This window comes from Dialister sp. (assembly GCF_051885895.1).
In the GTDB taxonomy this organism is placed as follows: Bacteria; Bacillota; Negativicutes; order Veillonellales; family Dialisteraceae; genus Dialister.
Genome location: NZ_JBJEXP010000079.1, coordinates 32329 through 56206, shown reverse-complemented (window position 1 = coordinate 56206; position 23878 = coordinate 32329). Strand labels below are relative to the sequence as shown.

The following is a 23878-nucleotide window of genomic DNA, read 5'->3' as shown; positions in this document are numbered from 1 at the left end:
CCTCCTGCCATAAGTGCCATATCAGTAAAAATATTTCCAAATTTCCCCTTGCAATTTCAAGGTCTATCTGTTATGATAATACAGTCGCAAGAAACATGCGGCCTAGGGGCATAGCGCAATTGATAGAGCAACGGTCTCCAAAACCGTAGGTTGGGGGTTTGAGTCCCTCTGCCCCTGCCAATCTGGCCCAATAGCTCAGCTGGATAGAGCACTTGACTACGAATCAAGGTGTCGGGGGTTCGAATCCCTCTTGGGTCACCACAAAGAAATCCGCTAAACAGCAGTTTAGCGGATTTTTTATTGTACTAAAAAAGGGAAATACGGCTGTGCCGCTGGTTGTGAAACGTAAAAATTTTCCTGAAATCGATGAGCCCATGGCCCGAACGTTCTCAGATTTGACAGCGCCACAGCAGCATTTGCTCCTTGAACGCAGGTGAACACCCCTTTTATGCAGCCTGCGCATAAGCGTCCCTTTCTCTTTTGGGAACACAACTGCCCGCCGCTGTTGACTTAACCTGCCCATAAACCTTGTGCTATCCATAAAAAAACGATATAATAAAATAATTGTAAAGGTGTAATTTAATAACGAAAGGTGTCTCATTGTGAAAAGAAAACAGCACACAATCAGAAAACCGGTTTCTTATAAAGGCAACGGCCTCCACTCCGGCATGCCGGTCACTATGACCATCCATCCCGCCCAGCCGGGAACCGGCATTCTCTTTCGCCGCAGCGACCTTCCGGGCGCTCCGGAAGTCCCCGCCCAGAGCCGGTATATTACAAACACTATGCGCGCCACCACTCTGGAAAAAGGCGCCGCCAAGGTTTTTACCGTAGAGCATCTGCTTTCCGCTCTCTATGCGCTGAAGATTGACAACTGCATCATTGACATGGATTCTCCCGAACCGCCGGTAGGCGACGGCAGTGCCAAAACCTTTGTGGACATGGTGGAAGAAGCGGGCATTCAGGAACAGGACGAGGACATTCCCGTGCTCACCCTGGATCGCAGCGTATCCATTTATGAAGGAAAGAAATTCATCGCAGCCCTTCCCTATGACGGGCTCCGTATTACCTTTACCTCCATCAATCCCCATCCTCTTCTGGGCACCCAGATGGTAGATATCGTCATTGACCACGATTCCTACATGAAGGAAATTGCCTCTGCCAGAACCATAGGATTCACCTGGGAGCTGGAAGCCATGAGGAAAATGGGACTCGGAAAAGGCGGCACCCTGGAGAACGCCGTGGTCTATTCCGAAACCGAATGCCTTTCGGTACCCCGTTTCAAAGATGAACTGGTCCGACACAAGATTCTGGATATCCTGGGCGACATTTCCCTGGTAGGCCCACTGCAGGCCCACATTATCGCCGTCCTGGGCAGCCACAAGCTGAATGCGGAACTTTCTGAAAAACTGCAGGCCCTGAAAAAATAAAAGAAAGCCTGTCATAACCATCATAGATTACGCCTGCAGAAGGCGAAACAAATAGGACAAGGAGGAACTGTTATGGAATTAAATGTTGAAGAAATTATGGAAATCCTGCCGCACCGTTATCCGATGCTCCTGGTAGACAAAATTATTGAAATGGTCCCCATGGACTATGCAGTCGGCATTAAGTGCGTCACCATGAACGAACCCTTTTTCCAGGGCCACTTCCCCGGTCATCCCGTAATGCCCGGCGCTCTCATCTGCGAAGCCATGGCTCAGGTAGGCGGCGTAGCCCTCCAGTACCCGGAAGAAAACAGAGGCCTCATCCCCATGTTCACCGGCATGGATCACGTCCGTTTCCGTTCTCCTGTCCTTCCCGGCGACCAGCTGGTGACCAAGGCTGTAATTAAAAAAATCATCGGACGCATGGGCAAGGTACACTGCGAATGCCATGTAGGCGATGTGCACAAGGCAGAGGCAGATTTCCTCTTCTACCTCATGGATCCCAATGAAACACCGGAAAAGAAAGAAAAGGAAAAAGAAGCACAGAAAAAATAAATTTCCTTAAACTCTATAAAAACAGTTATTAAACAGAGAAAATCCAAGAAAATCGGAGAAAAAATAAGATTCCCCTTATAAACGTCCCAAAATCGCTGTTTCAAATCAATAATAAATAAAGGACTTATGTATAAAGAGAATCATAAATCAAAAAATTGGCCGTTGGTCATAAAACGGCTGCGAACATAAAGGGGAATGGGACAATGGAATTAAAAGTCATTCAATCGGCAGAACCGAAAATTCATCCGACCGCCGTCATCGACTCCACGGCAGTCATTCATAAGAACGTAGTCATCGGACCCTATGCGATTATCGGTGAAAACTGCGAAATCGGCGAAGGCTCCATCATCGGCGCCCACGCCGTAATCGCCAAAAACGTGCGCATGGGAAGAGCCAATCACATTTATCCGCATGCCGTCATCGGAGAAGATCCCCAGGATCTGAAATTCCATGACGAATACAGCACCGTAGTCATCGGCGATCACAACCTGATCCGCGAATACGTGACCATTCACCGTGCTACCGGCGAAAACTGCGAAACCCGGGTAGGCTCCTACAACATGCTGCAGGCCTACACCCACGTAGCTCATAACTGCAACTTCGGCGATCACATCGTCATGTCCAGCTTCTCCGGCGTAGCAGGCCATGTCACCGTAGAAGACCATGCTGTCATCGGAGGCATGAGCGGCATTCACCAGTTCGTTAAGATCGGTGCCTGCGCCATGGTAGGCGGCATGTCCAAAATCGTGCAGGATGTATGTCCTTTCGTTATCGTAGACGGCAATCCTTCCAGAGTGGTAGGTCTCAACAGCGTAGGCCTTTCCCGCAACAACATCTCTCCGGAAGTGAAGAGCTACCTGAAAAAGGCTTACCGCCTTATTTTCCGCTCCGGCCTCAAACTGAACGATGCTATTCTGGAAATGGAACAGGAACTTCCCTCCACACCGGAAATCGAGCACCTGCTCCGCTTCCTCCGCAACTGCGACCGCGGACTCTGCCGCACCAGAGACAGATAACAAATTCTCCCCTTTATCTATTGACTCCCCGAAAGGGGAGTTTTTCTTTTGGCTTATGCGGCATCGGCAGAGGCTGTCCCGGGTGCAAAAGGTTCAAAAGGGAAGATTGGCCGGACCTTTAGCCCTGAAGGTTATGTCCATCTTTGGCAGCACGTACTTCACCCGATTTACACATCCTACGCAGTATGTGCACAAGAACAGAAGTTATTTCCCGCGTGCCGGCACGGTCACAAAGCGTTTCCATTCCGCTTCGCAGAATAATAAAACTGCGGCATAAGCCGATGCCATCACTCTCATGCCCTTCAGGGCATATCAAACTCCAGCCCTTCCGATAAAAAGTCTGTCAATCTTAAGAACCTTTTCCCTTCTTATTGGAAATACAATCTTCTGTGGGCAATGGTTCTATTTCCCTTGACTTACTAATTAACTCATGATAGAATAAATAAAACTTATAGCAAGGCAATGACCGGAATCAGGCTGAGGAGTCTTCTCAGAGAGGCAGTGGATGGTGAAAACTGCCGGAGCGAAACAGCCGCGTCACCCGGGAGTCCTTCTCCGAGTCTCTTTTCTGACCAGGAGTAAGCGGCGGCACCGTTACAGCCTAATCGAGTACGCAAGACAAGGTGGTACCTCACAAATCTGTGCCCTGTCGGATTTTTCCGACAGGGCTTTTTGCAGTCCTGTCGGCAGTAAAAAGAACAAAGGAGTGTATGTTATGAAGAAATCAGCCAATTCGCTCATCCCCATAGGGCTCATGCTCTTCGCCCTGTTTTTCGGTGCCGGCAACCTGATTTTCCCTGTATTCATGGGACAAAGCTCCGGTGTCAATACCATTCCTGCCACCATCGGATTCCTCGTCACCGGGGTGGGCCTTCCCATTCTGGGTGTAGCCGCCATCGGCTATTCCGGCAATGACCTGCAGGTCCTGGCTTCCCGGATCCATCCGAAATATGCCGTTTTCTTCACCGTAGCCCTGTATCTCACCATCGGGCCGGCCTTTGCTATTCCCCGTACCGCCACCACTTCCTTTGAAATTGCTGTGGCCCCCTTCTTCGGCAGTGCCATGAAATCTTCCGCCCTTTATGTTTTCTGCTTCCTTTTCTTCGCCGCTTCCTGGTGGCTTTCCGTCACACCTACCAAACTGGTAGATCGTATCGGAAAAGTGATTACACCGGTGCTTCTGCTTTTCCTGGCTATTCTCTTTATCGTTTCCACCATCTCCCCCATGGGACCCTGGCAGCCTGCCGCTGACAGCTACCGGGACGGCGTAAAAGCCCTGACCCAGGGATTCCTGGACGGCTATGGCACCATGGACGCCCTGGCTGCCTTCGTTTTCGGCATTATCGTAGTCAACTCCGTCCGTCAGTACGGTGCGGAAACCAATGAAGAAATCGCCCTGTCCACACTGAAGAGCGGCCTCATTGCCGGTGCCTGCCTGGGCATTATTTATCTTTTCCTCTGCTTCCTGGGTGCCAGCTCCGTAACGGAACTGGGTATGCAGGAAAACGGCGCCGGCGTACTGGTAGGCGCTGCCCGTCATTACTTCGGCTCCTACGGCCGCATCGTCATGGGCGTCATCGTCCTCCTTGCCTGCCTCACCACCAGCGTGGGCCTGATTACCGCCTGTGCCGAATACTTCTCCCGCCTTCTTCCTGCCCTTTCCTATACCATGTGGGTGTCCGCCTTTTCCATCGCATCCTTCTTTGTAGCCCTTTTCGGACTGACCACCATTATCAAAGCAGCCATTCCGGTGCTCATGTTCCTGTATCCCCTTACCATTTCCCTGGTTATCCTTACCTTCACCGATTCCATTTTCGGCGGATACCGGAGCGTATACCGCACAGTCACCTTATGCACGCTCCTTCCTTCTCTCTATGACGGACTGCATACAGCAGGCATCCCTCTGGGTTCCCTGGATACTTTCATGGCCTCCCTGCCCCTTGCCGGCTACGGCCTTTCCTGGGTATCCTTCTGCATAGCAGGCCTTGTCATCGGCATGATTCTCTCCCGGTTCCAGCCGGCTAAAGCTGTAGAGGAAGAATAAAAAAAAGAGCCCTTCGGGGCTCTTTTTCATTGGCACGCCTGCCTATCAGCAAAAGTCTGCAGGGAATCTCGCCCATTGACTTTATATAGAAAAAATGCTATATTTAAGTCATCTCTATATAGAGAAATATAAATATGTCTGAAAGGAGATTTCCATGAATCACGAATCCATCATCATCCCCACCAAAGATACCCCCAAGCCCCATAATGACAAAAACGTGCTGCTGGAAGCCATGAAATACCGCTATGCTGTCAAGAAATTTGATCCGGAAAAAATCATTTCCGATGAAGACTTTGAAACCATTCTGGAAGCGGCCCGCCTTTCTCCTACTTCCTTCGGCATGGAGCCCTGGAAGATCCTGGTCATTCAAAATAAGGAAATCCGTGAAGAAATGATTCCCTACGGCTGGGGCGCCAAAGCCGGCCTCACCGGTGCCAGCCATTTTGTAGTCTACCTGGCCAACAGGAGGAAGGACATTACCTTCGGTTCTCCCTACGCCGACCACATGCTGAAAGACATTCACCAGGTGCCGCCGGAAGTCTATGACTTCTACAGCAGAGTCTATACCCGCTTCGGAAAAGAAGAAATGAAAATCCTGGACTCTGAAAGAACCGCCCTGGACTGGACATCCAAGCAGGCCTATATTGTCATGGCCAACATGATGACCATGGCTGCCTACATGGGCATCGACTCCTGCCCCCTGGAAGGATACAATCCGGCAGACATGACCCGCATCCTGGGTGAGGAAAGAAAACTTTTTGATACGGAGCACTACGGCATTGCCGTTATGGCCGCATTCGGCTACCGTGCAGAAACGCCTCACCGTGATAAGAGCAGAAAGCCTCTGAGCGAATCGGTGGAATGGGTAAAATAAGGCCCTTCTCTTTCAAAATTCTATCCCATCAAAAAACTTCAGCCGCAGCGCTGAAATGTTTTTGATTACAATCATTGACGGAAAAAGGAGTGCTGAGTCTGTCCTGCCTGTGTCTCTCCCGTGGAAAGAAAAAGAGCGCCCTTCCGGACGCCCCTTTTCTTGAACAGCCTGCCATTTACTGACAGCAAAACTGCCCGTTACTGTTTATTTTCACTTTCCCAGGCTCTCTTTCCCAGTTCGATGGCACCGGTAAGTCCGGCGTGGTCGCCCAGGGCAGGAGGAACAATGTAATCCTCCAGAGAATCAGTCAGTTTATCGGAATGAATGTATCCGTTGATATTCTTCTTCACTTCTTCCCGTACCATCTGGAAGAGATTTTCCTGATGCATGACGCCGCCGCCGATAATGATCTTATCCGGGGAATAAAGAAGAACCAGGTTGGATACGCCCTGTCCCAGATAATAGGCTTCCATTTCCCACACTTCCTTCCGGTTGTGCAGGGTTTCTCCCGGAGCGCCCCAGCGCTTCTGGATGGCCGGCCCGCAGGCATAGCCTTCCAGGCAGCCGCCGGGCAGGAATGTGTCCTTATGGAAAGGACAGCTTCCTTCATATGTATCCTTCGGATGACGCTGGATAAGCATATGACCGGCTTCCGGATGCACCAGACCATGGAGCAGTTTTCCTTCGCAGTAAAGACCTACGCCGATACCGGTGCCCACCGTCATGTAGGATACCACCTGGCAGCCTCGGCCTGCGCCGTATACCGATTCACCCAGCGCTGCGCCGTTCACGTCCGTATCAAACTCGATCGGAATGGAAAGCGCACGGGCAAAAGGTCCCACGAAATCCACATCCTGCCAGCCCTTCTTGGGTGTGGCCTTGATATAGCCGTAAGTAGGAGACTCTTTCTTTAAATCCAGCGGACCAAAGCTGGCAATCCCCAGGGATTCGATGGAATACTGTTTGAACCAGTTAATGATTTCCGGCAGCACCTGGGCTGCGGTGGTGGTAGGAAATCTCATTTCCGAAAGGATACGGATCGTACCGTCCCTTACTTCCCCTACGCCGCAAATGATTTTGGTACCGCCTGCTTCTATACCGCCGATTAAAATTTTGAAACGCCTCCCTGTTATCTGCCCTCAGGGCAGGATGACTACGAAATATCACTCGTACCAGTTTATAACATAATTCCTTTTCTTGCAAGCAGACACAGGGCGCCGCCGGTGCGGCCGCCCGGTCTTACAGTTCCTTCTCATCGATGACCGGAATGCCTGCCTTTGCCAGTGCTTCCGCCAGGATGCCGCGGCCTTTGATTTTCCTTCCGCTGAAAGTGCCGTCATAAATTTCATGGACACCGCAGGTCGGACTGCCGGACTTCAAAATGGCAAGATCCACCGTTCCCATCTCTGCCATGACCCTGGCCACGCCCCGGCGGTATACCGCATCCAGATCCTTCCCGTCCCGGGACACGACCCGTCCCTGCCGTATTTCCACCGGTGGACGGGGCACCGGCATGCCAGCTTCCACCTCCGGGCATACCGGAATATATTCCTTCCCCTTCAAAAAAGAAAGGACCTTCTCATTCCTGTTATTTCCTCCGCTGTACTTGCAGTTTCTGCCCAGAAGGCAGGCGCTCACCAGTATCTTCATGATTTCACACCCTTGAAATGAATCCGCTCCAGCACTTTCTCCGCTGCTTCCGGCGGCAGATGGGTTGCCGCAAAGAGCCAGGTTTTCTCTCCTACGGGATACATGTAGTAGTTTACCATGCCATCGGGGCCGGCCATGCTGTAGGAGATATAGTTTTCGTCTTCTTTATGAATTTCAAAGGGCATGGTAATGATGGAGGCCCGCTGGGCCTTTTCCTGCTCCTCGCTGATGAAGGCACAGCGCATCATCACCTTCTTTTTCTGGTAGATCAGCAGGATGCCCGACGTCTGCTCCATGGAGAAATCATCGCCCCTGTTCAGGGATACCTGGATTTCTTCACCGGTATCGGCTTTCATAGTCATTTTTTCATCAGACAGCCCGCAGCCGGAAAGGCCCCAGGCCAGTCCCAGCACCAGAAGCAGGGCTGCTGTTCTGGTTCGTATATTCTTCAAAATCTCTGTTAATCCTCCTTCCCCTCTCCCATGTTCATCAAAGCGTATTGTACCACAGGGACAAAGGAAGAGAAAGAGACACTCCGGAACTGAGACAGTTTCTTCCTTTCCCCGACTGTATAGGCAGGAAATGCCGGAAGTTCTATCGTAACGGGAAAGGAGGCAAACCATGAATCACCTGATTGAAGGCGGGAAGGAGCTGTCCTGCCGGTTTCCGCTGAAAGCGGCCGCAGGCATGCTCTTTCTGGCCCTGCTCCACCATGCTCTCATGTTTCTTTGTTTTACCCTGCTCGTCCTGCTGGATCTCATCAGCCGCTGGCTCGCCATTGCCGCCGGGCTACTCCGGTCGGAAGGGCAGGAAAATCCATCCCTGCTGTCCATGGCAGGCGCCATTCCCCGGGCACGTCGCCTGGGCCTGATCAACAGCCGCCGCATGAAGGAACAGGGACTATCCAAACTGCTCCTCTATCATCTCTGCGTGCTGGCCGCCGCCTGCGCCGACTACCTGCTCTCCTCCTCCGGCCACCCCATCGGTCTGGTGTCTCTTTCCATCAGCTACCTGGCCGCTGCGGAAGCCCTGTCTGTCATTGAAAATCTGTCGGAAGCGGGATTTCATTCCATGACCCTCCTGCTGTCACGGCTGCGGAGGATAAAGAAATGAAATGGGGCATTGACGTATCGGAACATAATCCGCCTCTTCCCTGGCCGCTTTTGAAGAAGCAGGGAATGTCCTTTGCCATTGTTCGTCTGGGCTGGGGACGGGGACATCTGGACAGCCGCTTCTACGAATCGGTAAACGGCGTTCTGGCCGCAGGGCTGGAGCTTGGCATCTACTACTACAGCTATGCCCTCACAGAGATAGAAGCGGAAGAGGAAGCCCGTTTTACATCTTTCATCCTGAAAGACTGCGGACTGACGCCGGAAAAGCTGCCCCTGGGCTGCTGGTATGACATGGAAGACGCTGACAGCTATAAGGAAAGAAACGGAGTCACAAGCCCTGAGGAAATCACAGCCCTCTGCCGGGCCTATCTGGAGGAAATGGCCGCACAGGGCCTGCCCTGCGGCCTGTACAGCTGCTACTCCTGGCTCACCAGGAAAATCCGGATCCCTTCCCTGCCCCGGAATACGCCTCTCTGGTGCGCCCAATGGGGAAATGCCTGTGACCTTCCCGGCGCCTTCCTGTGGCAGTTCACCGATTCTCTCCTCCTGGAAGGACATCGGCTGGATGGAAATATCTGCTGGGAACAGGTTCATGATGAATGACGGTCTGTAAACCGTCATTCATCATTTTTTATATTTACACTTCTTTTCTCCATGCTATAATAATGCAATTGGAAGGTATTTTTCTTCCACCTGATGATATGTTGTATGTAAGGAGATCTTATATTGGGTAAAATTGCAAAAGCACTGGCCGCGCTGGCCCTGGGTGCTGTGACTGCGTATCTGGTTCCCCGCCGGAAGGCAGAATCCCTGCCGGCAGGCGAAAGTTCCTATTTTCTGGAAGACCCCAGCGGCACCTGCCGGGATCCCATTCCCGTATACTATTACAAGCCCGCCACCTGGACCGAAGACCAGCCTGTATTCATTGCTTTTCCCGGATATACCCGAAAAGCCGAACGCTTTGAAAAGCATCTGGAGGACCTGGCCGTCCGCTTCAATATGCTCATTGCATGCCCGGAATTTTCCTTCCGCAAATTCCCCGGCGCCCGCTGGTACCAGGAAGGAAATATATCCGATGCGGAAGGCGAGAAGGGGCAGATCCAGCCCCGGCGCCAGTGGACTTTTGACGCCATCGATCATGTCACTGCCGCCGTGCGCCGCCGGACAAAAGCCAAAGGCAAGGTCATTCTCTTCGGCCACTCCGCCGGAGGCCAGCTTATGCACCGCTACTCCCTCTTTGCCAGCCATCCCATGGCCGATGCCATTATCTGCGCCAATGCAGGCTGGTTCACCATGCCTGACGACAGCATATGCTATCCCTACGGCATCAAAGGCGTTCCCCTTTCCGACCGCGACCTGGCCCGCGCTTTCAGCCGTCCCGTGATCATGCTCATGGGAGGAAATGACATTTCCCGGAAAAAGCCCTTCCGTGATACGCCGGAAGCCGACGCCCAGGGCCAGAACCGCATGGAACGGTGCAACAACTATTTCCATTTCTGCGAAGCCAGAGCCAATGCGCTGGGCGTCCCCTTCCGCTGGCAGCTGAAAGTTGTAGACGGCGCCGCCCACGAAGGCGCTAAAATGGCAGAAGGCGCCATGAAGCTCTTCTGCCAGGAACCGCTGGACGAAACAGTAGGCATGTAAAGGCCCCCTTCAGCCCGGGTTCCGGGGAAAAGGTTATCGGACCGTCAATTCCCCAAACCCTCCCCCATTCTGATCAAAGCAGATACCGCCTGCCGCAAAGAGAACCAATAAAAAGGCTGTGAAGAAGTAACGGAGCCTCTATCAGACAAGCAGACCTCATAGTCATTTCAAAAACTTACGCTGAATATGAGCGTCATAAAAAAGGGACTGTGAAAAATGAGCAACATTTTTCACAGTCCCTTTTATTGTGCCAAAAGAAATATTACCATCCGTGGCGATATTCAAATACGCCGTCCGGAATTTCTCCCTTTTCCAGTTCCGTGAGGGATTCATCCAGAATGGTGAATGCCTTATGGAGATTTTCAGAGGAAATATTAAGCGGCGGCTGTACGCGGAGCAGATTTTCTCCCAGCGTGATAATAATCAGACCTTTTTCATAGGAGCGGAAACATACCTTGAAGGTACCGTCTCCGTCAGGCACCTGGTTTCCTTTCTCATCCTTCTTCACAATGCCGATGGCCCAGGACATGCCGCGGCCCCGATAGAAAGCCACACGATCCGGATGCTTCTGCTTCAGTGCTTCCATTTCTTTCCTGATCTGTGCGCAGTTTCTCTTATAAATCGTCTGGAACTCTTCGGACTGATAGTAGTCAAAGGCTGCATTGCCTGCCGCACAGGCAATCGCATTGCCGCCCAGCGTGAAAAGATGTGCCGGCGCCGGCAGGCAGTCCATGATTTCTGCCCTGGCCATGAAAGCACCCAGCGTCAGGCCTGCACCGATGGACTTCCCCATAATGATACCATCCGGAATAATGCCGGGATAGTTTTCAATGGCAAAGAAATGGCCGGCCCGCCAGAAACCCTGCTGCACCTCTTCATCAATAAAGAGAATACCATGCTTTTTGCAGAGATCATAGAGCTTTTTCATGAACAGCGGATGAGCCGGAAGAATCCCGGCATCCCCCTGGATGGATTCAATCACCACAGCCGCCACTTCCTCTGCAGGCATGTAGGTCTTAAAAGCGGTCTCAATATCCCTGGTGCCTTCCTTTTCCACCACTTCATCGGGCACATCATCTCCATAGAAGGGGAAATGATAGATTTCCGGAAGGAAAGGTCCCATCTTCGCATGCATCCGGGTGGTGCAGGTGGTCATGGATGAAGAGCCATAGGTATTTCCATGATAGCCGTTGATAAAAGTAATGATTTTCGTGCGTCCCGTATAGGCCCGGGCAAACTTGACAGCTGCATCATTTCCGTCAGAGCCGCAGTTGCCAAAGGCAATTTTGGCCTTGACCCCGCCTGGATAAACAGACGTCAGCTTCTCCGCATAGGAAATCATAGGCTCATTGTATGAATAGGCTGCCGTATACTGGGTGCACTTTTTCAGCTGCGCCTCAATCGCTTTCGTAAGGATCGGATTGGAACTTCCCAGATTCAGGGAAGAAGCACTGGTCAGGAAATCAATATACTCATTCCCGTCAGCGTCCTTCAGGATCTCCCCCTTCCCGCTTTCCACGGCAAAAGGATAATAGGAAAGGTGCTGGCAGGGTGCCACCACCTTTTCATCCCTGGCTACAAGGTCTAAACATTTGTCAATCTTTTTCTGAATTTTATACATACGTTCCTCCTTGTCCTGAATCCGGGAGCAGAATCCCCTCCGCTCCAAAATAGTCTTTATTGACAGTGTATAAAGAGGCGGTGCCATTGTCAAGGCAGAGACTGCCGGAAAATTGATAATCAAATGGCAGATCATTTTCCAAACTGCCAATGGGGCAGTGAACCAGGCTGCCATAAACCCCTATACTAGCCCCGTGTAGTTACCTCTTTCACTACAAGGCAAGAATCTTCCAAGCTGATACTGTATAAAGGCTTCAATAATAAAATTTGCACAATCAAAAAAGCCCTCTATATTAGAGGACTTAATTACGGATATTAGGGCGCTGACCGGGCATTCGCGCTCCCCTACTCAAAAGGCTTCACCGCCGAATGCCCGGCTCCCCCTTCTAAGTAACTTTATTTTATCACGAAAAATAGTGATAGTAAAAGAAAATTCCATCCAATGGTCGGAGAACATGTAATTATGACTATAGAAGACTATCTGAAAGCTCAGTCCATAGACAAAAGAAATTTCTTCTCAAAAAACACAACCAAGTAATCATATTTTTAAATTGCCTATGCGGCAGTACTTCAAATTGCCATGAACCTTCTGTACTAGCCGTGTAGTTACCTCTTTCACTACAAGGCCAGAAGCTTCCAGTCTGATACTGTATAAGGGCTTCAATAATAAAATTGTACAATAAAAAAATCCTCTATATTTGAGGACTTGAGAGTAATATGGAAGGGCAGACCGGACATTCGCGCCCTCCTACTCAAAAGGTTTCACCGCCGAATGCCCGGCTCCCCCTTCTAAGTGACTTTATTTTATCACGAAAAATAGTGATAGTAAAAGGGAATTCCATCCAATGGTCGGAGGACACACAATCATGGCCATGGAAGATCGTCTGCAAGCTCAGTCCATAGGCAAAGAAATTTTTTCTCAAAAAATACAACTGAGTAATCATATTTTTAAACTGCCTATGCGGCAGTACCCAAAGTTGGCATGAGCCTCTATACTAGCACTAGCCGTGTAGTTATCTCTTTCACTACAGGAACAGAAGCTTCCAATCTGATATTGTATAAGAACTCCAATTGCACAATCAAAAAAGTCCTCTATATTTGAGGACTGAATAATCGTAAGGGGCTGTCCGGGCACTCGCGCCCCCCGGTCGAACAGTGGGTTTCAAAGATCAGTGCCAATCTCCGCCACATCGGCAGCTACATTATAGCACGAGATGAGGGCGAAAACAACAAGCTTAATCAGATGGCCGGCGAACATACTGCTGCAGCGATGGAAGGCCGAATCTATGAAAGAGACAGGATGGATAGGAGGGCCGGACCACAAGTGGAGATTTGGAATGCCGGATAATTTGGATAAAATCTATTTCATGAAAAGCGGGGAATCCAATACACGGGGAGAAATCTATGATAACCCTGCCCTCTCTGGAGCCTGTCTGAAACCGGCGCAGAAAATGATGCAGATGGAAGACACCAGAACCAGCCATGATACCGACCTGATTCTTGAAGTCCAGCGTTCCATTCAAGCTAGTGAAGGATCTGCCCATAATAGCTCTAGAAAATATATTCCGACATCATCGACCACCTGACCATGGGACCTGATGGACATAGAACTTAAAGACCCTAAAGCCAAAGAATTTATGGATATTTTCTAAACTACCGCTTTCCCTGCTTCAGCCACTGATCTGCGCTGTTATCAGCCTTTGCAGAAGAAAAGAGATACAGGGGAAATCTTTGTTTATTTTCCTTTTTCTATCTCCTTGCCTCTGCTGCAGATACAAAGCTCCAGTACGAAATCAGAAAAATAAAGTAATACTCTGAATTTTCGCTTATGGAAAAAGCCTGGCTGTGCAGTCACCCGCCGTTCCCGTCAGTCAGGAGATATGAAGATTTTAATCAGGATCAAATCTTAAAATCCCTTCCGTATCCTAAAGCAGGTTTCCCGCCAATGCAGCCAGGAAAAATACGAGGATGACTTTGATTTCTTCCTGAGCGCCCCAGTTATCCATGAAGACCAATATCGCTATGGCTGCCAGGCTGATCAGGAATCCAAGGGTTCTGATTTTCATGGTATAATTCCTCCCTTTATAATTCTTCCCTTTTCTGTTTCTTTCCTTTATTATATGAAATCAGCATGTCAGAAATTGTCTCGGAAAGGGTGGCCTTACTTCTAAAAAACTGCATCAAAAAAGCAGGCCCCGTGGGGTCTGCTTTTTTATCAGTTGCTCTTGCTGCTGTCTGCTTCGGAAGGCTTGGCTCCATTCTTTCCCGTAATACGGTCAAGGAGCTTATTGCCGGCATTTTTATTGTCTTTGACGGCCTTGTCGTCCTTCTTCTTGTCGTCTTCCTTCTTCTTGGCTTCCGCTTCCTTCGCTGCCTGAGCCGCTCTTGCTCTTTCATTTTCTGCCCTGACAGATTCCGGAATATCAAAGCTCTTGCTCTTGTAGGCAGATAGTGCCTGTTTCATGAAGTCTCTCCAGATGGCTGCCGGTATGGTGCCGCCGGTGTAGCCTGCGTTGCTGGAGGTATCATCGCCGATCCAGACGGCGGTGACCAGTTCAGGGGTATAGCCTACAAACCATGCATCGTGTTCATCATCGGTGGTGCCGGTCTTGCCTGCTGCGGTGCGGCCGATATAGGCATTGCCGCCGGTGCCGCGGGAAATGACTTCTTCCAGGATGCTGGTGAGCCGGTATACTGCATTTTCACTGACTACCTGTTTTCCTTCCGGTTTAGCGGAATGGTCTTCCAGTACGTTGCCGTTTCTGTCCACTACTTTCAGGATGGCGGTGGGTTCGATGAGCTTGCCGCCGTTGGCGAAGACGCTGTAGGCTTTGGCCATATCGTATACGGATACGCCGTTGGTGAGGCCGCCGATGGAAGCTGCCAGGTTGTCATCGTTCTGTTTTCCATCTTTGACCAGGGTGGAGATGCCGCAGGCTTCTGCTGTATCCAGAATTTTCTTCATGCCCACTTTATTGGCCAGGTCAATGGTCGGAATGTTCATGGAGTGTACCAGTGCTTCTTCCAGTGTCACCTGTCCGCCGGAGGTGCCGCCGTAGTTCTTCGGTGTCCATCCGCCGGCATAGGTCTTCTTTTCGTTGCTTACGGTATCGTAGGGGCTGAATTTGTTTTCAAAGGCCGTGAGATAAACAAAGGGTTTGAAGGCAGATCCCGGCTGGCGGACCATCTGGGTGGCACGGTTGAAGTGGTCTTCTCCCCGTCCTCCGACCATGGCCTTGATATGGCCGGTGCCTGTTTCAATGGTCATGAGGGCGCCCTGGGGCTGGGTCAGTCCCTTGGAGTCCTTATTACCCTGCGGAAGATCGGCTTTCAGTGCCTTTTCTGCTTCTTTCTGCATATCCAGGTCCAGGGTGGTATATACCTGGAGCCCTTCCTTATAAATAGCATCGGAATCATATTTATCGCTGATGGTTTGAATCACATAGCTGACGAAATAGGAAGCGGTGCTGTCCGTTCCCTTGGAACTCTGCGGTTTGGCCAGATGGAGGTCTGCTTTCTTGGCAGCCTGGGCATCAGCTTCGGAAATATATCCGTACTTGGCCATCTGATCCAGTACGATGCCCTGGCGGTACTTGGCTGCTTCCAGGCTCCGGAAGGGGGAGTAGTAGTTCGGGCTGTTCGGAAGCCCTGCCAGCATGGCACACTGGGGCAGGGTCAGGTCTTTGACGTCCTTTCCGAAATACACTCTGGAGGCGGTCTGTATGCCGTAGCATCCCTGGCCGAAGTAAATCTGGTTCATATACATTTCAAGGATCTGTTTCTTGGTGTACTTGTTTTCGATCTGGAGAGCCAGCACCACTTCCAGCAGTTTTCTTTTCAGTGTCTGCTCCTGGGTCAGAAATGCATTTCTGGCCAGCTGCTGGGTAATTGTGGAACCGCCCTGCCCTGTGGCATTGCGGCTCAGTACATTGGACCAGATGGCACGGAGAATGCCCCTGGGATCAATGCCGTGATGCTCATAGAAACGCACGTCTTCTGCCGCCACGAAAGCATTCTGCAGATTCTGCGGAACTTCCGTAATCGGCACAGGAATGCGGTTTTCCTCTGCATGCACTGTGGTGATAAGACGGCCTTTGTCATCATAAATGCGGGAGGAAGCATTAGGCTGGATATTAGCCGTCACATCAGGCAGATGTTTGGAAACGGACACAAAAAATCCGGCTGTTGCCCCTGCTCCGGCAATCATCACGATAACCACAAGAAATACGAAAATCCTTTTCACAAAGGATGATTTCTTCGGCGGTCTTTCGCGTCGTATATCGGAATTCTTCATATAATACGCTCCTACATAGAAATCATTTGCGCCTGCCTTCCGCCTCTTTCAAGAAAAAGGAAAAAGCAGGCATATAGCCGCTTATATTATACCACAGTCAACATAAAAAAAGCGGGGCCCGCCGCGAAGGGCCGCGGCGGGGAACGGTCAGCCTATCCCTGCGGGTCAGCGTTCCCGATTCCCAAATGGTTGAACAGCCCCTGCATAACCAGGCGCCTTTTCTCATTTATGATGTTTCTTCTCATTTATGATAAGATGAAAAGAGAATATTGATTTTTCACTGAAGGAGTTATTATGCTGCAGATCGACCATCTATATTTTTCCTATACAGGGAAACCGCCCTGGCTTTTGGAGGATATTTCCCTGAAGGTGCCCCGGGGTGCCTACATTTCTATTGTAGGAAACAACGGCAGCGGGAAAAGCACCCTGCTGAAGCTGATTCTCGGTTTCCTTCATCCGGTGAAGGGAGAAATCCTCTGCCACGCCCGCCGCATAGGCTACGTACCGCAGATGCCTTCCCGGGATCACGCTTTCCCCATTACCGTGGCGGAGGTCATTCATTCCTACGGGAAGCTGCTCCGGCTGAAGTCCTTTTCCGTCAAGGACACCCTTTCCGTCACAGGCATGGAAGACTGCGCCGAAGAGCTCATGGGAAATCTGTCCGGAGGGCAGCACCAGAAGGTGCTCATCGCCCGGGCTCTGATGGGGCATCCGGATCTTCTCATTCTGGACGAACCTTCCACCGGCGTGGATCTGTCCAGCCAGCGGGAAATTTACGGAGAGCTTTCCCGCCTGAATAAACAGCAGCAGCTCACGGTGCTGGCCGTAGAGCACAATATGGAAGAAGCCGGCCGGGTATCCACAGGTCTTTACCACATTGATGAAGGCCGGGGCCATCTCTGCAGCGTTTCTCATTATATCGAAGAATACATAAAAAAGGAGGGCGGCCATGTTCAGTTATAGCTTTATGCAGAATGCGCTTTTTATTTCTCTCTGCATAGCCATCCTGTGCCCCTGCATAGGAATTTTCATCGTGTTGAAACGGTATTCCATGATCGGCGATACGCTGGCCCATTCCTCGCTGGCCGGTGTAACGCTGGGCCTTCTTTTCCGGGAAAGTCCGGTGCTCGTGTCCTTCATCTTTACTGCCCTGGCAGGACTGTCCATTGAATTCCTGCGCCAGTATTTCAAGAAATATACGGACCTGATTCTTTCCATCGTTCTTTCCATTTCCGTAGGCATAGCCATTACCCTTATCAGTTCCGGCCATCTCCACGCCAATGCGGATGCCTACCTTTTCGGCTCCATGCTCACCGTGTCTCCCATGGATATGGCCGTCACCGCTCTGCTGAGCCTTTTCGCCGTTATCACGGTGATTCTGAATTACCACCAGCTTCTTTACATGACCTATGACGAGGATGCCGCCCGCATTGCCGGTGTGCCGGTGAAGTTCCTCAATTATCTCTTCGCCTTTCTGGTGGCTGCCGCCATTTCCGTTTCCATCCGGTCCGTGGGCATTCTGGTCATCACCTCCATGATTACCCTGCCTGTGGCCAGCGCTCTGCAGCTGGGCAAGGGATTCAAGGCCACCTTCATGGCCTCACTCCTGTACAGCTTTCTCTCCATCCTGGGCGGTTTTTTCCTTTCCTACTACATCGGAGCCGCACCGGGAGGCGTCACGGCCCTCACGGCCGCTTTCCTGCTTCTTTCTACTATTTTCGTAAAGCAGGTGCTTTAAATCTATGAAATCAATTGCAAAAACGGGAATCCTCCTGCTGGCGGCTCTCTCCTTTGCCATGGCCGGCTGCGGCAGCAAGGCACCTCCGCCGGAGGAAGGAAAAATCCCCGTAGCCGTTTCTTTCGGCGCTATGGAAAAACTCACCGAAGCCATCGGAGGAGATGCCGTTTCCATCACCGTCCTGGTGCCTGACGGTACGGAGCCCCATGATTTTGAACCCCGCACAGGGGATCTGATCACGCTGAAAAAATCCAGAGTCTTCATTTATAACGGTATGGGCATGGAACACTGGGCAGATAAGGCAATCCGAAGTGCCGGTGCGGAAAACCAGATCGTGGTCAACGCTTCGGAAAAGGTTACTCCCCTCCTCCTGGAAGATGAAGAAGAGCGGGAAGAACACGGCGACTACGATCCTCATACCTGGCTGGGTCCTCAGGAAGCCAGAGAGGAAGCCCTGGCCATCCGGGACGGATTGACCGCCGCCTCTCCGGAAAACAGAGAGCTTTTCATGGAAAACTATGAAAAGTTTGCCCGCAGCCTGGATGAGCTGCAGGAAGAATACAGAAAGAAACTGGAAAAGGCGCCCAGAAAAGAGCTGGTTACCGGCCACGCCGCCTTCGGCTATCTGGCCCGTGATCTCGGCCTGACCCAGGAAAGCGTGGAAGACGCCTTTGCTACCGGCGAACCTCCGGCGCGGAAACTGATCGAGCTCATCCAATTCTGCCGCAGCCATGGGGTAAAAGTGATCTTCACGGAAGAAATGATGGATCCTGCCCTGGCAAGAACCCTGGCCCAGGAAGCCGGTGCAGAGGCAGAAACCCTTTCCACCATGGAAGAACCGGACAGCGACAGCTATCTGGATACCATGCGGGAAAATCTGGAAAAAATCGACCGGGCCCTGAGATAAGTCTCCAGTCCATGGCCCTGCCGGGCCGCCGGCCTGCTATCCCGTCACATCAGTGTCAGCATCCTGTCCCGCTCTGCGGTAAGGATGCCTTTTTCTTTTTCCAGAGAAGCTAGGAGCGTATCCATCTCCTCATCTGTTTTATTCTTTTCCGTTTTCAGGGCATACATGGAAAAATTCCGGTACTCATACAGAATGGAAAGATCATATTTCCTGCAGATCCGTTCCATATCCTTTTTCTTCATATCCGGATCCACGGACACCAGCAGCACAGAAGGAGAATACCGGTCCATGCCGGGCCTTTCTCCGTGAGGTCCGGGCAGGGCACAGTAAATGCCTGCCGGCTTTCTTCCGGAATATCCCCAGAAATCGTAAGGCCCCCTGGCCTCCACAGAAAAGCAGACCGTTCCTGCTGCCAGAAGAACCGCCAAAGTAAAAGTCATTTTGTATTTCATGATGTTTCGCAGATATAAGCTCTGCCTCCTCCTTTCATATGGTTCCTGCCCCAGGGCCGCAGACCCCTTCAGGAAAGCCGCCCGAAGGCGGCCTTTTATTTATATTTCTTCACGAAGCGGATAAATTTTTCCAGATTTTCCTGGATGAATACCCCTTTTTTCCACAGGATGCCGATTTTACAGGTCACCCCGGGAATGGGGATTTTTACAAATTCTTCCTCATCCACCGGCATGGACTGGTACAATATGGCGGCGCAGCTGCCGTTTCTCAGATAATCCAGCACCGTCACCAGCTGGCTGCAGTACATCTTCACGTCAGGCGTCATGCCCCGGGAGCGGAACATGGACAGCACCGTTTCTGTGGACATGGAGTCCGTATTGAACAGAAGAAGGGGCTCGCCTGCCAGATCGGCAAAATCCGCTTTTTTCTTTCCTGCCAGGGGATGGTTCCTGGCTACGCAGAATACATAGGCATCCTCCCTCATCCGGTAATACTGGTAGGTTTCCAGATTGTACATATCCAGATTGCCCAGAGCCACATCCAGTTCCTCCTTCTCCACCAGCTCGCCCGCCCGGATGGAGCCATATTCAAAAAGCCGGATAGGTACATGGCAGGTCTTTTCAAAGGACTCCGTAAGCCGGGGAAGGAACAGGGTAGACAGCATGGGCGGAATGCCTATGCGGAGCGGCTTTTCCCTGTTTTCATGGGAAAACCGGTTTTTCAGAAGTTCCGTTTCCTTCAGGATCCGTCGGGCTTCCTCATAAAAATCCGCACCTTCATCAGTAAGGGAAATGCGGTTTCTCCCGTGGATAAAAAGACGGCAGTGGAATTCCTTCTCCAGATCCCTGAGGGCGGTGGAAATGGTGGGCTGGGATACATAAAGCACCTCTGCCGCCCGGGTAATGCTGTGGCAGCGGCACACTTCGCAGAAGTAAGAAAGCTGGGTCAGTGTCATGAGAGCTCCTTTCCGGAAAAGCAGTGCTGACGGGTGATTGAATTTCCCGAATTTTCATGCAGAGCAGGAAACCCATTCATGGGTGACAGCAGGGTTATGCAGGGAAACGCAGGATGCAGCATGGGATAAAAATATTTCTGTCTTCAGTATAGTTTTTACCTATACATAAATCAATAGTTTCAAATGTACATATGACTGAAACTGCACTATACTACTGACAGACCTCAGGAAATATGGGTATGCAGCTGCCGGCCCATTCCATACAAACCATTCCTGTTTATCATGCCGGCAGCGGGCTGCCCTCCCTTCCCCGGGGTAATGACCTGTTTTTATTCATTCAATACCCCATACAGGAGGAAATTATGAATCACGAAGAACAAATAGAGAAAATGAAAAATATCATGGCTGACTTCGTCGGCTACACTGCCATTAAACTTCCGGATGACGTCATTGCCAAGCTGGAAGAGCTGCGGGACAAGGAAGATACGCCCCTGGCTAAAGTCATTTACCGCACCATGTTCCGGAATCAGGCTCTGGCTGAAAAGCTTCACCGTCCATCCTGCCAGGATACCGGTGTTCCCCAGTTCTGGGTGCGCTGCGGTACCAAATTCCCGCTCATCGATGATATGGAAAAACTGCTCCGGGATGCCGTGGTAAAGACCACCTTTGAAACGCCCCTCCGTCATAATTCCGTAGAAACCTTCAGCGAATACAATACCGGCAGGAATGTAGGCAAAGGTACGCCGACCATCTGGTGGGACATGGTGCCTCATTCCGACAGCTGTGAAATCTACACCTACCTCTCCGGCGGCGGCTGCTCTCTGCCCGGCTGTGCCACCGTGCTCATGCCCGGCGAAGGCTATGAAGGCGTCACGAAATTCGTGCTTGACCGCATGACCAGCTACGGCCTCAATGCCTGCCCGCCCCTCCTCATCGGCGTAGGCATCGGCACCTCCGTAGAAACGGCAGCCCTGAATTCCAAGAAAGCACTGTTCCGCCCCATCGGAAGCCACAATGATAATCCCAATGCCGAAAAGATGGAACACCTCCTGGAAGACGGCATCAACGCCCTGGGCCTTGGTCCCCAGGGAATGGGCGGCCATTATTCCGTTATGGGCGTAAATATTGAAAACACCGCCCGCCATCCTTCCGTCATCGGCTGTGCCGTATGCGTAGGCTGCTGGAGCCATCGCCGCGGCCACATTATCTTCGACCGGGATCTGAATTTTAAAACAGACACCCACAGCGGATTCGTATATAAAGGATAATCCACGGGGCCGCTGCACGGGCCCGGTTCAGAAAGCAAAGAGAAGCGGTTTCTCCGCCCATTGCCTCATATTTCATAAATCAAAAAGGAGCATATCATGGCTGTTCAAATCATAGATGGAAATAAAGTACTGACCACCCCCATTTCCAGGGAGGATCTGAAAGATATTCATATCGGAGATATTATTTACCTGTCCGGCGATCTCACCACCTGTCGTGACGTAGCCCACCGCCGCGTGGTGGAAGAGGGGAGAGACATTCCTGTGGATGTACGGAATAAAGCCATTCTTCACGCAGGCCCTATCATCCGCCCCAGGGAAGGCGGCTATGAAATGGTTTCCGTAGGCCCTACCACCTCCATGCGCATGGAAAAATTCGAATATGAATTTGTAAAGAAAACCGGCGTCCGGGTCATTGTAGGAAAAGGCGGCATGCGTGAAAACACAGAAAGAGCCTGCCGCGAATTCGGTGCCATCCACTGCGTATTCCCCGCAGGCAATGCGGTGGTAGCCGCTTCTGAAGTAGAAGAAGTGGTAGAAGCCCAGTGGAAGGATCTGGGCATGCCGGAAACCCTGTGGCACTGCCATGTCAAGAACTTCGGCCCCCTCATTGTCTCCATCGATGCATACGGAAAGAACTATTTTGAAGAAAAGAAAGTGGAATACAATAAAAGAAAGGAAAAACAGATTGTCCTTATCAGCGCTCAGGTAGGGTTTATCAAGTAAAAGCAGAATGTAAAAAAGCAGGGCTTTTGAAAGCCCTGCTTTTTTCGTGGAAATACCGGCAGTCCCGGCGGCATAAGAACGGATGGCCCGTACGGTCCATGCAGAGTCGGCACATCCGCCTTCTTCCCTTCGGAAATCCCGCTGCCGGTGCCTCACCTCATCAGCGTTTCACCAGATTTCTGAAAGCCGGCGCCATGACATGGCCCTCGCCGTCCCAAGGAGCAAACACTTCATGGATAGGTACCCAGGGAGCCAGCTGGGCAGGCACACCTTTCCCCATAAGGCCGTCTTTCTCCAGAAAGCTCTTGTAAGGAAAGTCCGGTGCCTTTCTCCGTTCCCTCATCACTGCTGCCGCGTCAACACTGTATTCTCCGGTTTTGTCATTTTTCAGTGTCATATGGAGGATTGTCCCCGGTTCTGCATAGTCCATGGCATACTTCGCCAGATAGTTGGCAGCGGTTACGTCCACCCCATTGATGGAAAGGATCCAGTCTCCCTCCTGGACAGCAGAAAGCTCGGGATGATTTTCTCTGTCCACCGATTTCACCTTGGGATGGGATTTATAGAAGCCTCCTTCCAGCTGCATACCGTAGTCCGGATAATTTTCCAGATCATAGTAGGCCTCTTCCACTGCCTTATAGCCTTGATTTACAAATTCATCCTTTACACTGGTGGAAACGGTACTGCTGTAATAATAGCCGCCGAAGCCATTCCTGCTCTGATAGGTATGGTAGTTCCAGAAATCCAGATCCGCCCAGGTGCCGCCCCGGTCAGAGCGGAAGGAAATATAGCCGTTGTATTCACTGCCATAATAGTCATAGATGAATTCAGCAGCCCAGGGATCTTCACTCCGGTAATAGCGGTAATATCCGTCATAGGAAATGGGATTTCCCTTCTCATCCCGGTCATTCAGATGATACAGAAATGCCTGCTGCACCTGCTCCGGTGTTTCCCCGGCAAAGTACACACTGCAGGCAGGCCCGTAATTGGGTGCGGCGCCCGGTTCCTTCGCCATGAAACTGACTTTGCCCGCCACATTTTTGAAATCATGGCCAAACATTTTGCCGTCGTCTTTCCTGGCAGAAAGCTTCCAGTTTCCCGGATCTGTGCTCATGGCGGTCACCAGATCCGCCGGCATAAGATACCATTGATCCAGTCCGGAAAAGGAAGGAGGAAACGTGGTGTCCGGATTTTCCGGAAGAGGCGAAAGAACCCAGCTCTGCTCCTTATGCTTCAGGGTCACTTCCTTGAAACCGTCTTTTCCCTTGACCCGGGACAGATCCTGCAGGTGGAGATACCAGCCCTCTTCTCCCTGACCATGCTGCACCTCTGCCGTCATGCCGTGTCCCCAGATTTCCCGGCCAAAATCCACCAGCCTTTCTCCCTTCAAAACGGTTCCCCGCACCGATACCTCCGAATAGGAAGCGCCCAGCCGGTTGGCAAAATCCGCTGCCCCTGCCCCCAGGGGACAGAGTGCCAGCACCGATGCCAGGATCATGCCGGCTGCCTGTATTTTTACCATAGATTTCCCTCCTTCTGTATGGATATGTTTCATTTTCAGTATACCATAATTTCCTGTTTGCATTGAGCAAAAATGA

23 protein-coding genes and 2 tRNA genes are annotated in these 23878 nt (G+C 51.2%); 16 read left to right on the top strand and 9 right to left on the bottom strand.

Going from position 1 to position 23878, the window contains the following annotated elements; genetic code table 11:
- The first annotated feature begins 104 nt into the window (after positions 1-104).
- From ACI4N7_RS06955 to ACI4N7_RS06925, 7 genes are all read left to right on the top strand, one after another.
- Positions 105-180 (top strand) — tRNA-Trp (locus ACI4N7_RS06955).
- Between the two features lie 4 nt (positions 181-184).
- Positions 185-261: transfer RNA gene (locus ACI4N7_RS06950), tRNA-Arg, on the top strand.
- A gap of 341 nt (positions 262-602) precedes the next feature.
- Positions 603-1430 carry a UDP-3-O-acyl-N-acetylglucosamine deacetylase gene (lpxC, locus tag ACI4N7_RS06945; RefSeq protein ID WP_439732627.1) on the top strand — a complete coding sequence of 276 codons (828 nt, stop codon included), beginning with the start codon at positions 603-605 and terminating at the stop codon, positions 1428-1430.
- Between the two features lie 72 nt (positions 1431-1502).
- Positions 1503-1982 (top strand): 3-hydroxyacyl-ACP dehydratase FabZ, encoded by a 480-nt coding sequence (fabZ, locus tag ACI4N7_RS06940; protein ID WP_439732626.1) that lies wholly within the window; start codon positions 1503-1505, stop codon positions 1980-1982.
- A gap of 203 nt (positions 1983-2185) precedes the next feature.
- Positions 2186-2998, top strand: a complete 813-nt coding sequence (lpxA, locus tag ACI4N7_RS06935) for an acyl-ACP--UDP-N-acetylglucosamine O-acyltransferase (protein ID WP_439732625.1) — start codon at positions 2186-2188, stop codon at positions 2996-2998.
- Between the two features lie 715 nt (positions 2999-3713).
- Complete coding sequence (gene brnQ / locus ACI4N7_RS06930) at positions 3714-5042, top strand: branched-chain amino acid transport system II carrier protein (protein ID WP_439732624.1); 1329 nt, start codon at positions 3714-3716, stop codon at positions 5040-5042.
- Positions 5043-5196: 154 nt separating this feature from the next.
- The gene (locus ACI4N7_RS06925) at positions 5197-5916 is read left to right on the top strand and encodes an NAD(P)H-dependent oxidoreductase (RefSeq protein WP_439732623.1); all 720 of its coding nucleotides are present in this window, start codon (positions 5197-5199) and stop codon (positions 5914-5916) included.
- Between the two features lie 197 nt (positions 5917-6113).
- Here ACI4N7_RS06925 and ACI4N7_RS06920 read toward each other — a convergent pair whose 3' ends face one another.
- The 3 genes from ACI4N7_RS06920 to ACI4N7_RS06910 all read right to left on the bottom strand — a co-directional run bounded on the left by ACI4N7_RS06920 (position 6114) and on the right by ACI4N7_RS06910 (position 8018).
- Positions 6114-7013 (bottom strand): ROK family protein, encoded by a 900-nt coding sequence (locus ACI4N7_RS06920; RefSeq protein WP_439732691.1) that lies wholly within the window; start codon positions 7011-7013, stop codon positions 6114-6116.
- 142 nt (positions 7014-7155) lie between these two features.
- Positions 7156-7566, bottom strand: a complete 411-nt coding sequence (locus ACI4N7_RS06915) for a DUF523 domain-containing protein (protein ID WP_439732622.1) — start codon at positions 7564-7566, stop codon at positions 7156-7158.
- The gene (locus ACI4N7_RS06910; protein ID WP_439732621.1) at positions 7563-8018 is read right to left on the bottom strand and encodes a hypothetical protein; all 456 of its coding nucleotides are present in this window, start codon (positions 8016-8018) and stop codon (positions 7563-7565) included. Before ACI4N7_RS06910 ends, ACI4N7_RS06915 begins: the two co-directional genes overlap by 4 nt.
- A 169-nt stretch (positions 8019-8187) precedes the next feature.
- On the opposite strand from ACI4N7_RS06910, the gene ACI4N7_RS06905 reads away from it, so the two are divergent.
- From ACI4N7_RS06905 to ACI4N7_RS06895, 3 genes are all read left to right on the top strand, one after another.
- Positions 8188-8679, top strand: coding sequence for a phage holin family protein (locus ACI4N7_RS06905; protein ID WP_439732620.1), 492 nt, complete (start codon positions 8188-8190; stop codon positions 8677-8679).
- On the top strand, positions 8676-9281 hold the full coding sequence (locus tag ACI4N7_RS06900; RefSeq protein WP_439732619.1) for a GH25 family lysozyme: 606 nt from the start codon (positions 8676-8678) through the stop codon (positions 9279-9281). The genes ACI4N7_RS06905 and ACI4N7_RS06900 overlap by 4 nt, the downstream gene beginning before the upstream one ends.
- Positions 9282-9404: 123 nt before the next feature.
- Positions 9405-10322: an alpha/beta hydrolase gene (locus ACI4N7_RS06895; protein ID WP_439732618.1), complete on the top strand. Its 918-nt coding sequence runs from the start codon at positions 9405-9407 to the stop codon at positions 10320-10322.
- A gap of 262 nt (positions 10323-10584) precedes the next feature.
- Here the strand turns inward: ACI4N7_RS06895 and ACI4N7_RS06890 are convergent, their stop codons facing one another.
- Positions 10585-11943: an aminotransferase class III-fold pyridoxal phosphate-dependent enzyme gene (locus tag ACI4N7_RS06890; protein WP_439732617.1), complete on the bottom strand. Its 1359-nt coding sequence runs from the start codon at positions 11941-11943 to the stop codon at positions 10585-10587.
- A 1336-nt stretch (positions 11944-13279) separates the two neighbouring features.
- On the opposite strand from ACI4N7_RS06890, the gene ACI4N7_RS06885 reads away from it, so the two are divergent.
- Complete coding sequence (locus ACI4N7_RS06885) at positions 13280-13528, top strand: hypothetical protein (RefSeq protein WP_439732616.1); 249 nt, start codon at positions 13280-13282, stop codon at positions 13526-13528.
- 339 nt (positions 13529-13867) lie between these two features.
- Here ACI4N7_RS06885 and ACI4N7_RS06880 read toward each other — a convergent pair whose 3' ends face one another.
- Together ACI4N7_RS06880 and ACI4N7_RS06875 are read right to left on the bottom strand one after the other, a co-directional pair.
- Positions 13868-14008: a hypothetical protein gene (locus tag ACI4N7_RS06880; RefSeq protein WP_439732615.1), complete on the bottom strand. Its 141-nt coding sequence runs from the start codon at positions 14006-14008 to the stop codon at positions 13868-13870.
- Positions 14009-14157: 149 nt separating this feature from the next.
- A complete protein-coding gene (locus tag ACI4N7_RS06875) occupies positions 14158-16236 on the bottom strand; it encodes a transglycosylase domain-containing protein (RefSeq protein WP_439732614.1) in 2079 nt (692 codons plus the stop codon).
- Between the two features lie 294 nt (positions 16237-16530).
- Here ACI4N7_RS06875 and ACI4N7_RS06870 point away from each other — a divergent pair, with 294 nt between their 5' ends.
- From ACI4N7_RS06870 to ACI4N7_RS06860, 3 genes are read left to right on the top strand one after another with little or no spacing between them, the layout of a single operon-like run.
- The gene (locus ACI4N7_RS06870) at positions 16531-17199 is read left to right on the top strand and encodes a metal ABC transporter ATP-binding protein (protein WP_439732613.1); all 669 of its coding nucleotides are present in this window, start codon (positions 16531-16533) and stop codon (positions 17197-17199) included.
- On the top strand, positions 17186-17974 hold the full coding sequence (locus ACI4N7_RS06865; RefSeq protein ID WP_439732612.1) for a metal ABC transporter permease: 789 nt from the start codon (positions 17186-17188) through the stop codon (positions 17972-17974). The genes ACI4N7_RS06870 and ACI4N7_RS06865 overlap by 14 nt, the downstream gene beginning before the upstream one ends.
- A gap of 4 nt (positions 17975-17978) precedes the next feature.
- Positions 17979-18881: a metal ABC transporter solute-binding protein, Zn/Mn family gene (locus ACI4N7_RS06860; protein ID WP_439732611.1), complete on the top strand. Its 903-nt coding sequence runs from the start codon at positions 17979-17981 to the stop codon at positions 18879-18881.
- Between the two features lie 44 nt (positions 18882-18925).
- Here the strand turns inward: ACI4N7_RS06860 and ACI4N7_RS06855 are convergent, their stop codons facing one another.
- A complete protein-coding gene (locus ACI4N7_RS06855; RefSeq protein ID WP_439732610.1) occupies positions 18926-19333 on the bottom strand; it encodes a hypothetical protein in 408 nt (135 codons plus the stop codon).
- 95 nt (positions 19334-19428) lie between these two features.
- The gene (locus ACI4N7_RS06850) at positions 19429-20289 is read right to left on the bottom strand and encodes a LysR family transcriptional regulator (protein ID WP_439732609.1); all 861 of its coding nucleotides are present in this window, start codon (positions 20287-20289) and stop codon (positions 19429-19431) included.
- Between the two features lie 362 nt (positions 20290-20651).
- Here ACI4N7_RS06850 and ttdA point away from each other — a divergent pair, with 362 nt between their 5' ends.
- Both ttdA and ttdB read left to right on the top strand, forming a co-directional pair.
- Positions 20652-21557, top strand: coding sequence for a L(+)-tartrate dehydratase subunit alpha (ttdA, locus tag ACI4N7_RS06845; RefSeq protein ID WP_439732608.1), 906 nt, complete (start codon positions 20652-20654; stop codon positions 21555-21557).
- A gap of 96 nt (positions 21558-21653) precedes the next feature.
- The gene (gene ttdB, locus ACI4N7_RS06840) at positions 21654-22280 is read left to right on the top strand and encodes a L(+)-tartrate dehydratase subunit beta (protein WP_439732607.1); all 627 of its coding nucleotides are present in this window, start codon (positions 21654-21656) and stop codon (positions 22278-22280) included.
- A 160-nt stretch (positions 22281-22440) separates the two neighbouring features.
- On the opposite strand, the gene ACI4N7_RS06835 is transcribed toward ttdB, so the two are convergent.
- The gene (locus ACI4N7_RS06835; protein ID WP_439732606.1) at positions 22441-23802 is read right to left on the bottom strand and encodes a hypothetical protein; all 1362 of its coding nucleotides are present in this window, start codon (positions 23800-23802) and stop codon (positions 22441-22443) included.
- Between the last annotated feature and the right edge of the window lie 76 nt (positions 23803-23878).

Excerpts from the sequence above, each read along its gene's own strand:
- fabZ (WP_439732626.1), top strand. The coding sequence starts at position 1,503 with ATGGAATTAAATGTTGAAGAAATTATGGAAATCCTGCCGCACCGTTAT.
- lpxA (WP_439732625.1), top strand. The coding sequence starts at position 2,186 with ATGGAATTAAAAGTCATTCAATCGGCAGAACCGAAAATTCATCCGACC.
- brnQ (WP_439732624.1), top strand. The coding sequence starts at position 3,714 with ATGAAGAAATCAGCCAATTCGCTCATCCCCATAGGGCTCATGCTCTTC.
- ACI4N7_RS06925 (WP_439732623.1), top strand. The coding sequence starts at position 5,197 with ATGAATCACGAATCCATCATCATCCCCACCAAAGATACCCCCAAGCCC.
- ACI4N7_RS06915 (WP_439732622.1), bottom strand. The coding sequence starts at position 7,566 with ATGAAGATACTGGTGAGCGCCTGCCTTCTGGGCAGAAACTGCAAGTAC.
- ACI4N7_RS06905 (WP_439732620.1), top strand. The coding sequence starts at position 8,188 with ATGAATCACCTGATTGAAGGCGGGAAGGAGCTGTCCTGCCGGTTTCCG.
- ACI4N7_RS06900 (WP_439732619.1), top strand. The coding sequence starts at position 8,676 with ATGAAATGGGGCATTGACGTATCGGAACATAATCCGCCTCTTCCCTGG.
- ACI4N7_RS06890 (WP_439732617.1), bottom strand. The coding sequence starts at position 11,943 with ATGTATAAAATTCAGAAAAAGATTGACAAATGTTTAGACCTTGTAGCC.
- ACI4N7_RS06885 (WP_439732616.1), top strand. The coding sequence starts at position 13,280 with ATGCCGGATAATTTGGATAAAATCTATTTCATGAAAAGCGGGGAATCC.
- ACI4N7_RS06880 (WP_439732615.1), bottom strand. The coding sequence starts at position 14,008 with ATGAAAATCAGAACCCTTGGATTCCTGATCAGCCTGGCAGCCATAGCG.
- ACI4N7_RS06875 (WP_439732614.1), bottom strand. The coding sequence starts at position 16,236 with ATGAAGAATTCCGATATACGACGCGAAAGACCGCCGAAGAAATCATCC.
- ACI4N7_RS06870 (WP_439732613.1), top strand. The coding sequence starts at position 16,531 with ATGCTGCAGATCGACCATCTATATTTTTCCTATACAGGGAAACCGCCC.
- ACI4N7_RS06865 (WP_439732612.1), top strand. The coding sequence starts at position 17,186 with ATGTTCAGTTATAGCTTTATGCAGAATGCGCTTTTTATTTCTCTCTGC.
- ACI4N7_RS06860 (WP_439732611.1), top strand. The coding sequence starts at position 17,979 with ATGAAATCAATTGCAAAAACGGGAATCCTCCTGCTGGCGGCTCTCTCC.
- ACI4N7_RS06855 (WP_439732610.1), bottom strand. The coding sequence starts at position 19,333 with ATGAAATACAAAATGACTTTTACTTTGGCGGTTCTTCTGGCAGCAGGA.
- ACI4N7_RS06850 (WP_439732609.1), bottom strand. The coding sequence starts at position 20,289 with ATGACACTGACCCAGCTTTCTTACTTCTGCGAAGTGTGCCGCTGCCAC.
- ttdA (WP_439732608.1), top strand. The coding sequence starts at position 20,652 with ATGAATCACGAAGAACAAATAGAGAAAATGAAAAATATCATGGCTGAC.
- ttdB (WP_439732607.1), top strand. The coding sequence starts at position 21,654 with ATGGCTGTTCAAATCATAGATGGAAATAAAGTACTGACCACCCCCATT.
- ACI4N7_RS06835 (WP_439732606.1), bottom strand. The coding sequence starts at position 23,802 with ATGGTAAAAATACAGGCAGCCGGCATGATCCTGGCATCGGTGCTGGCA.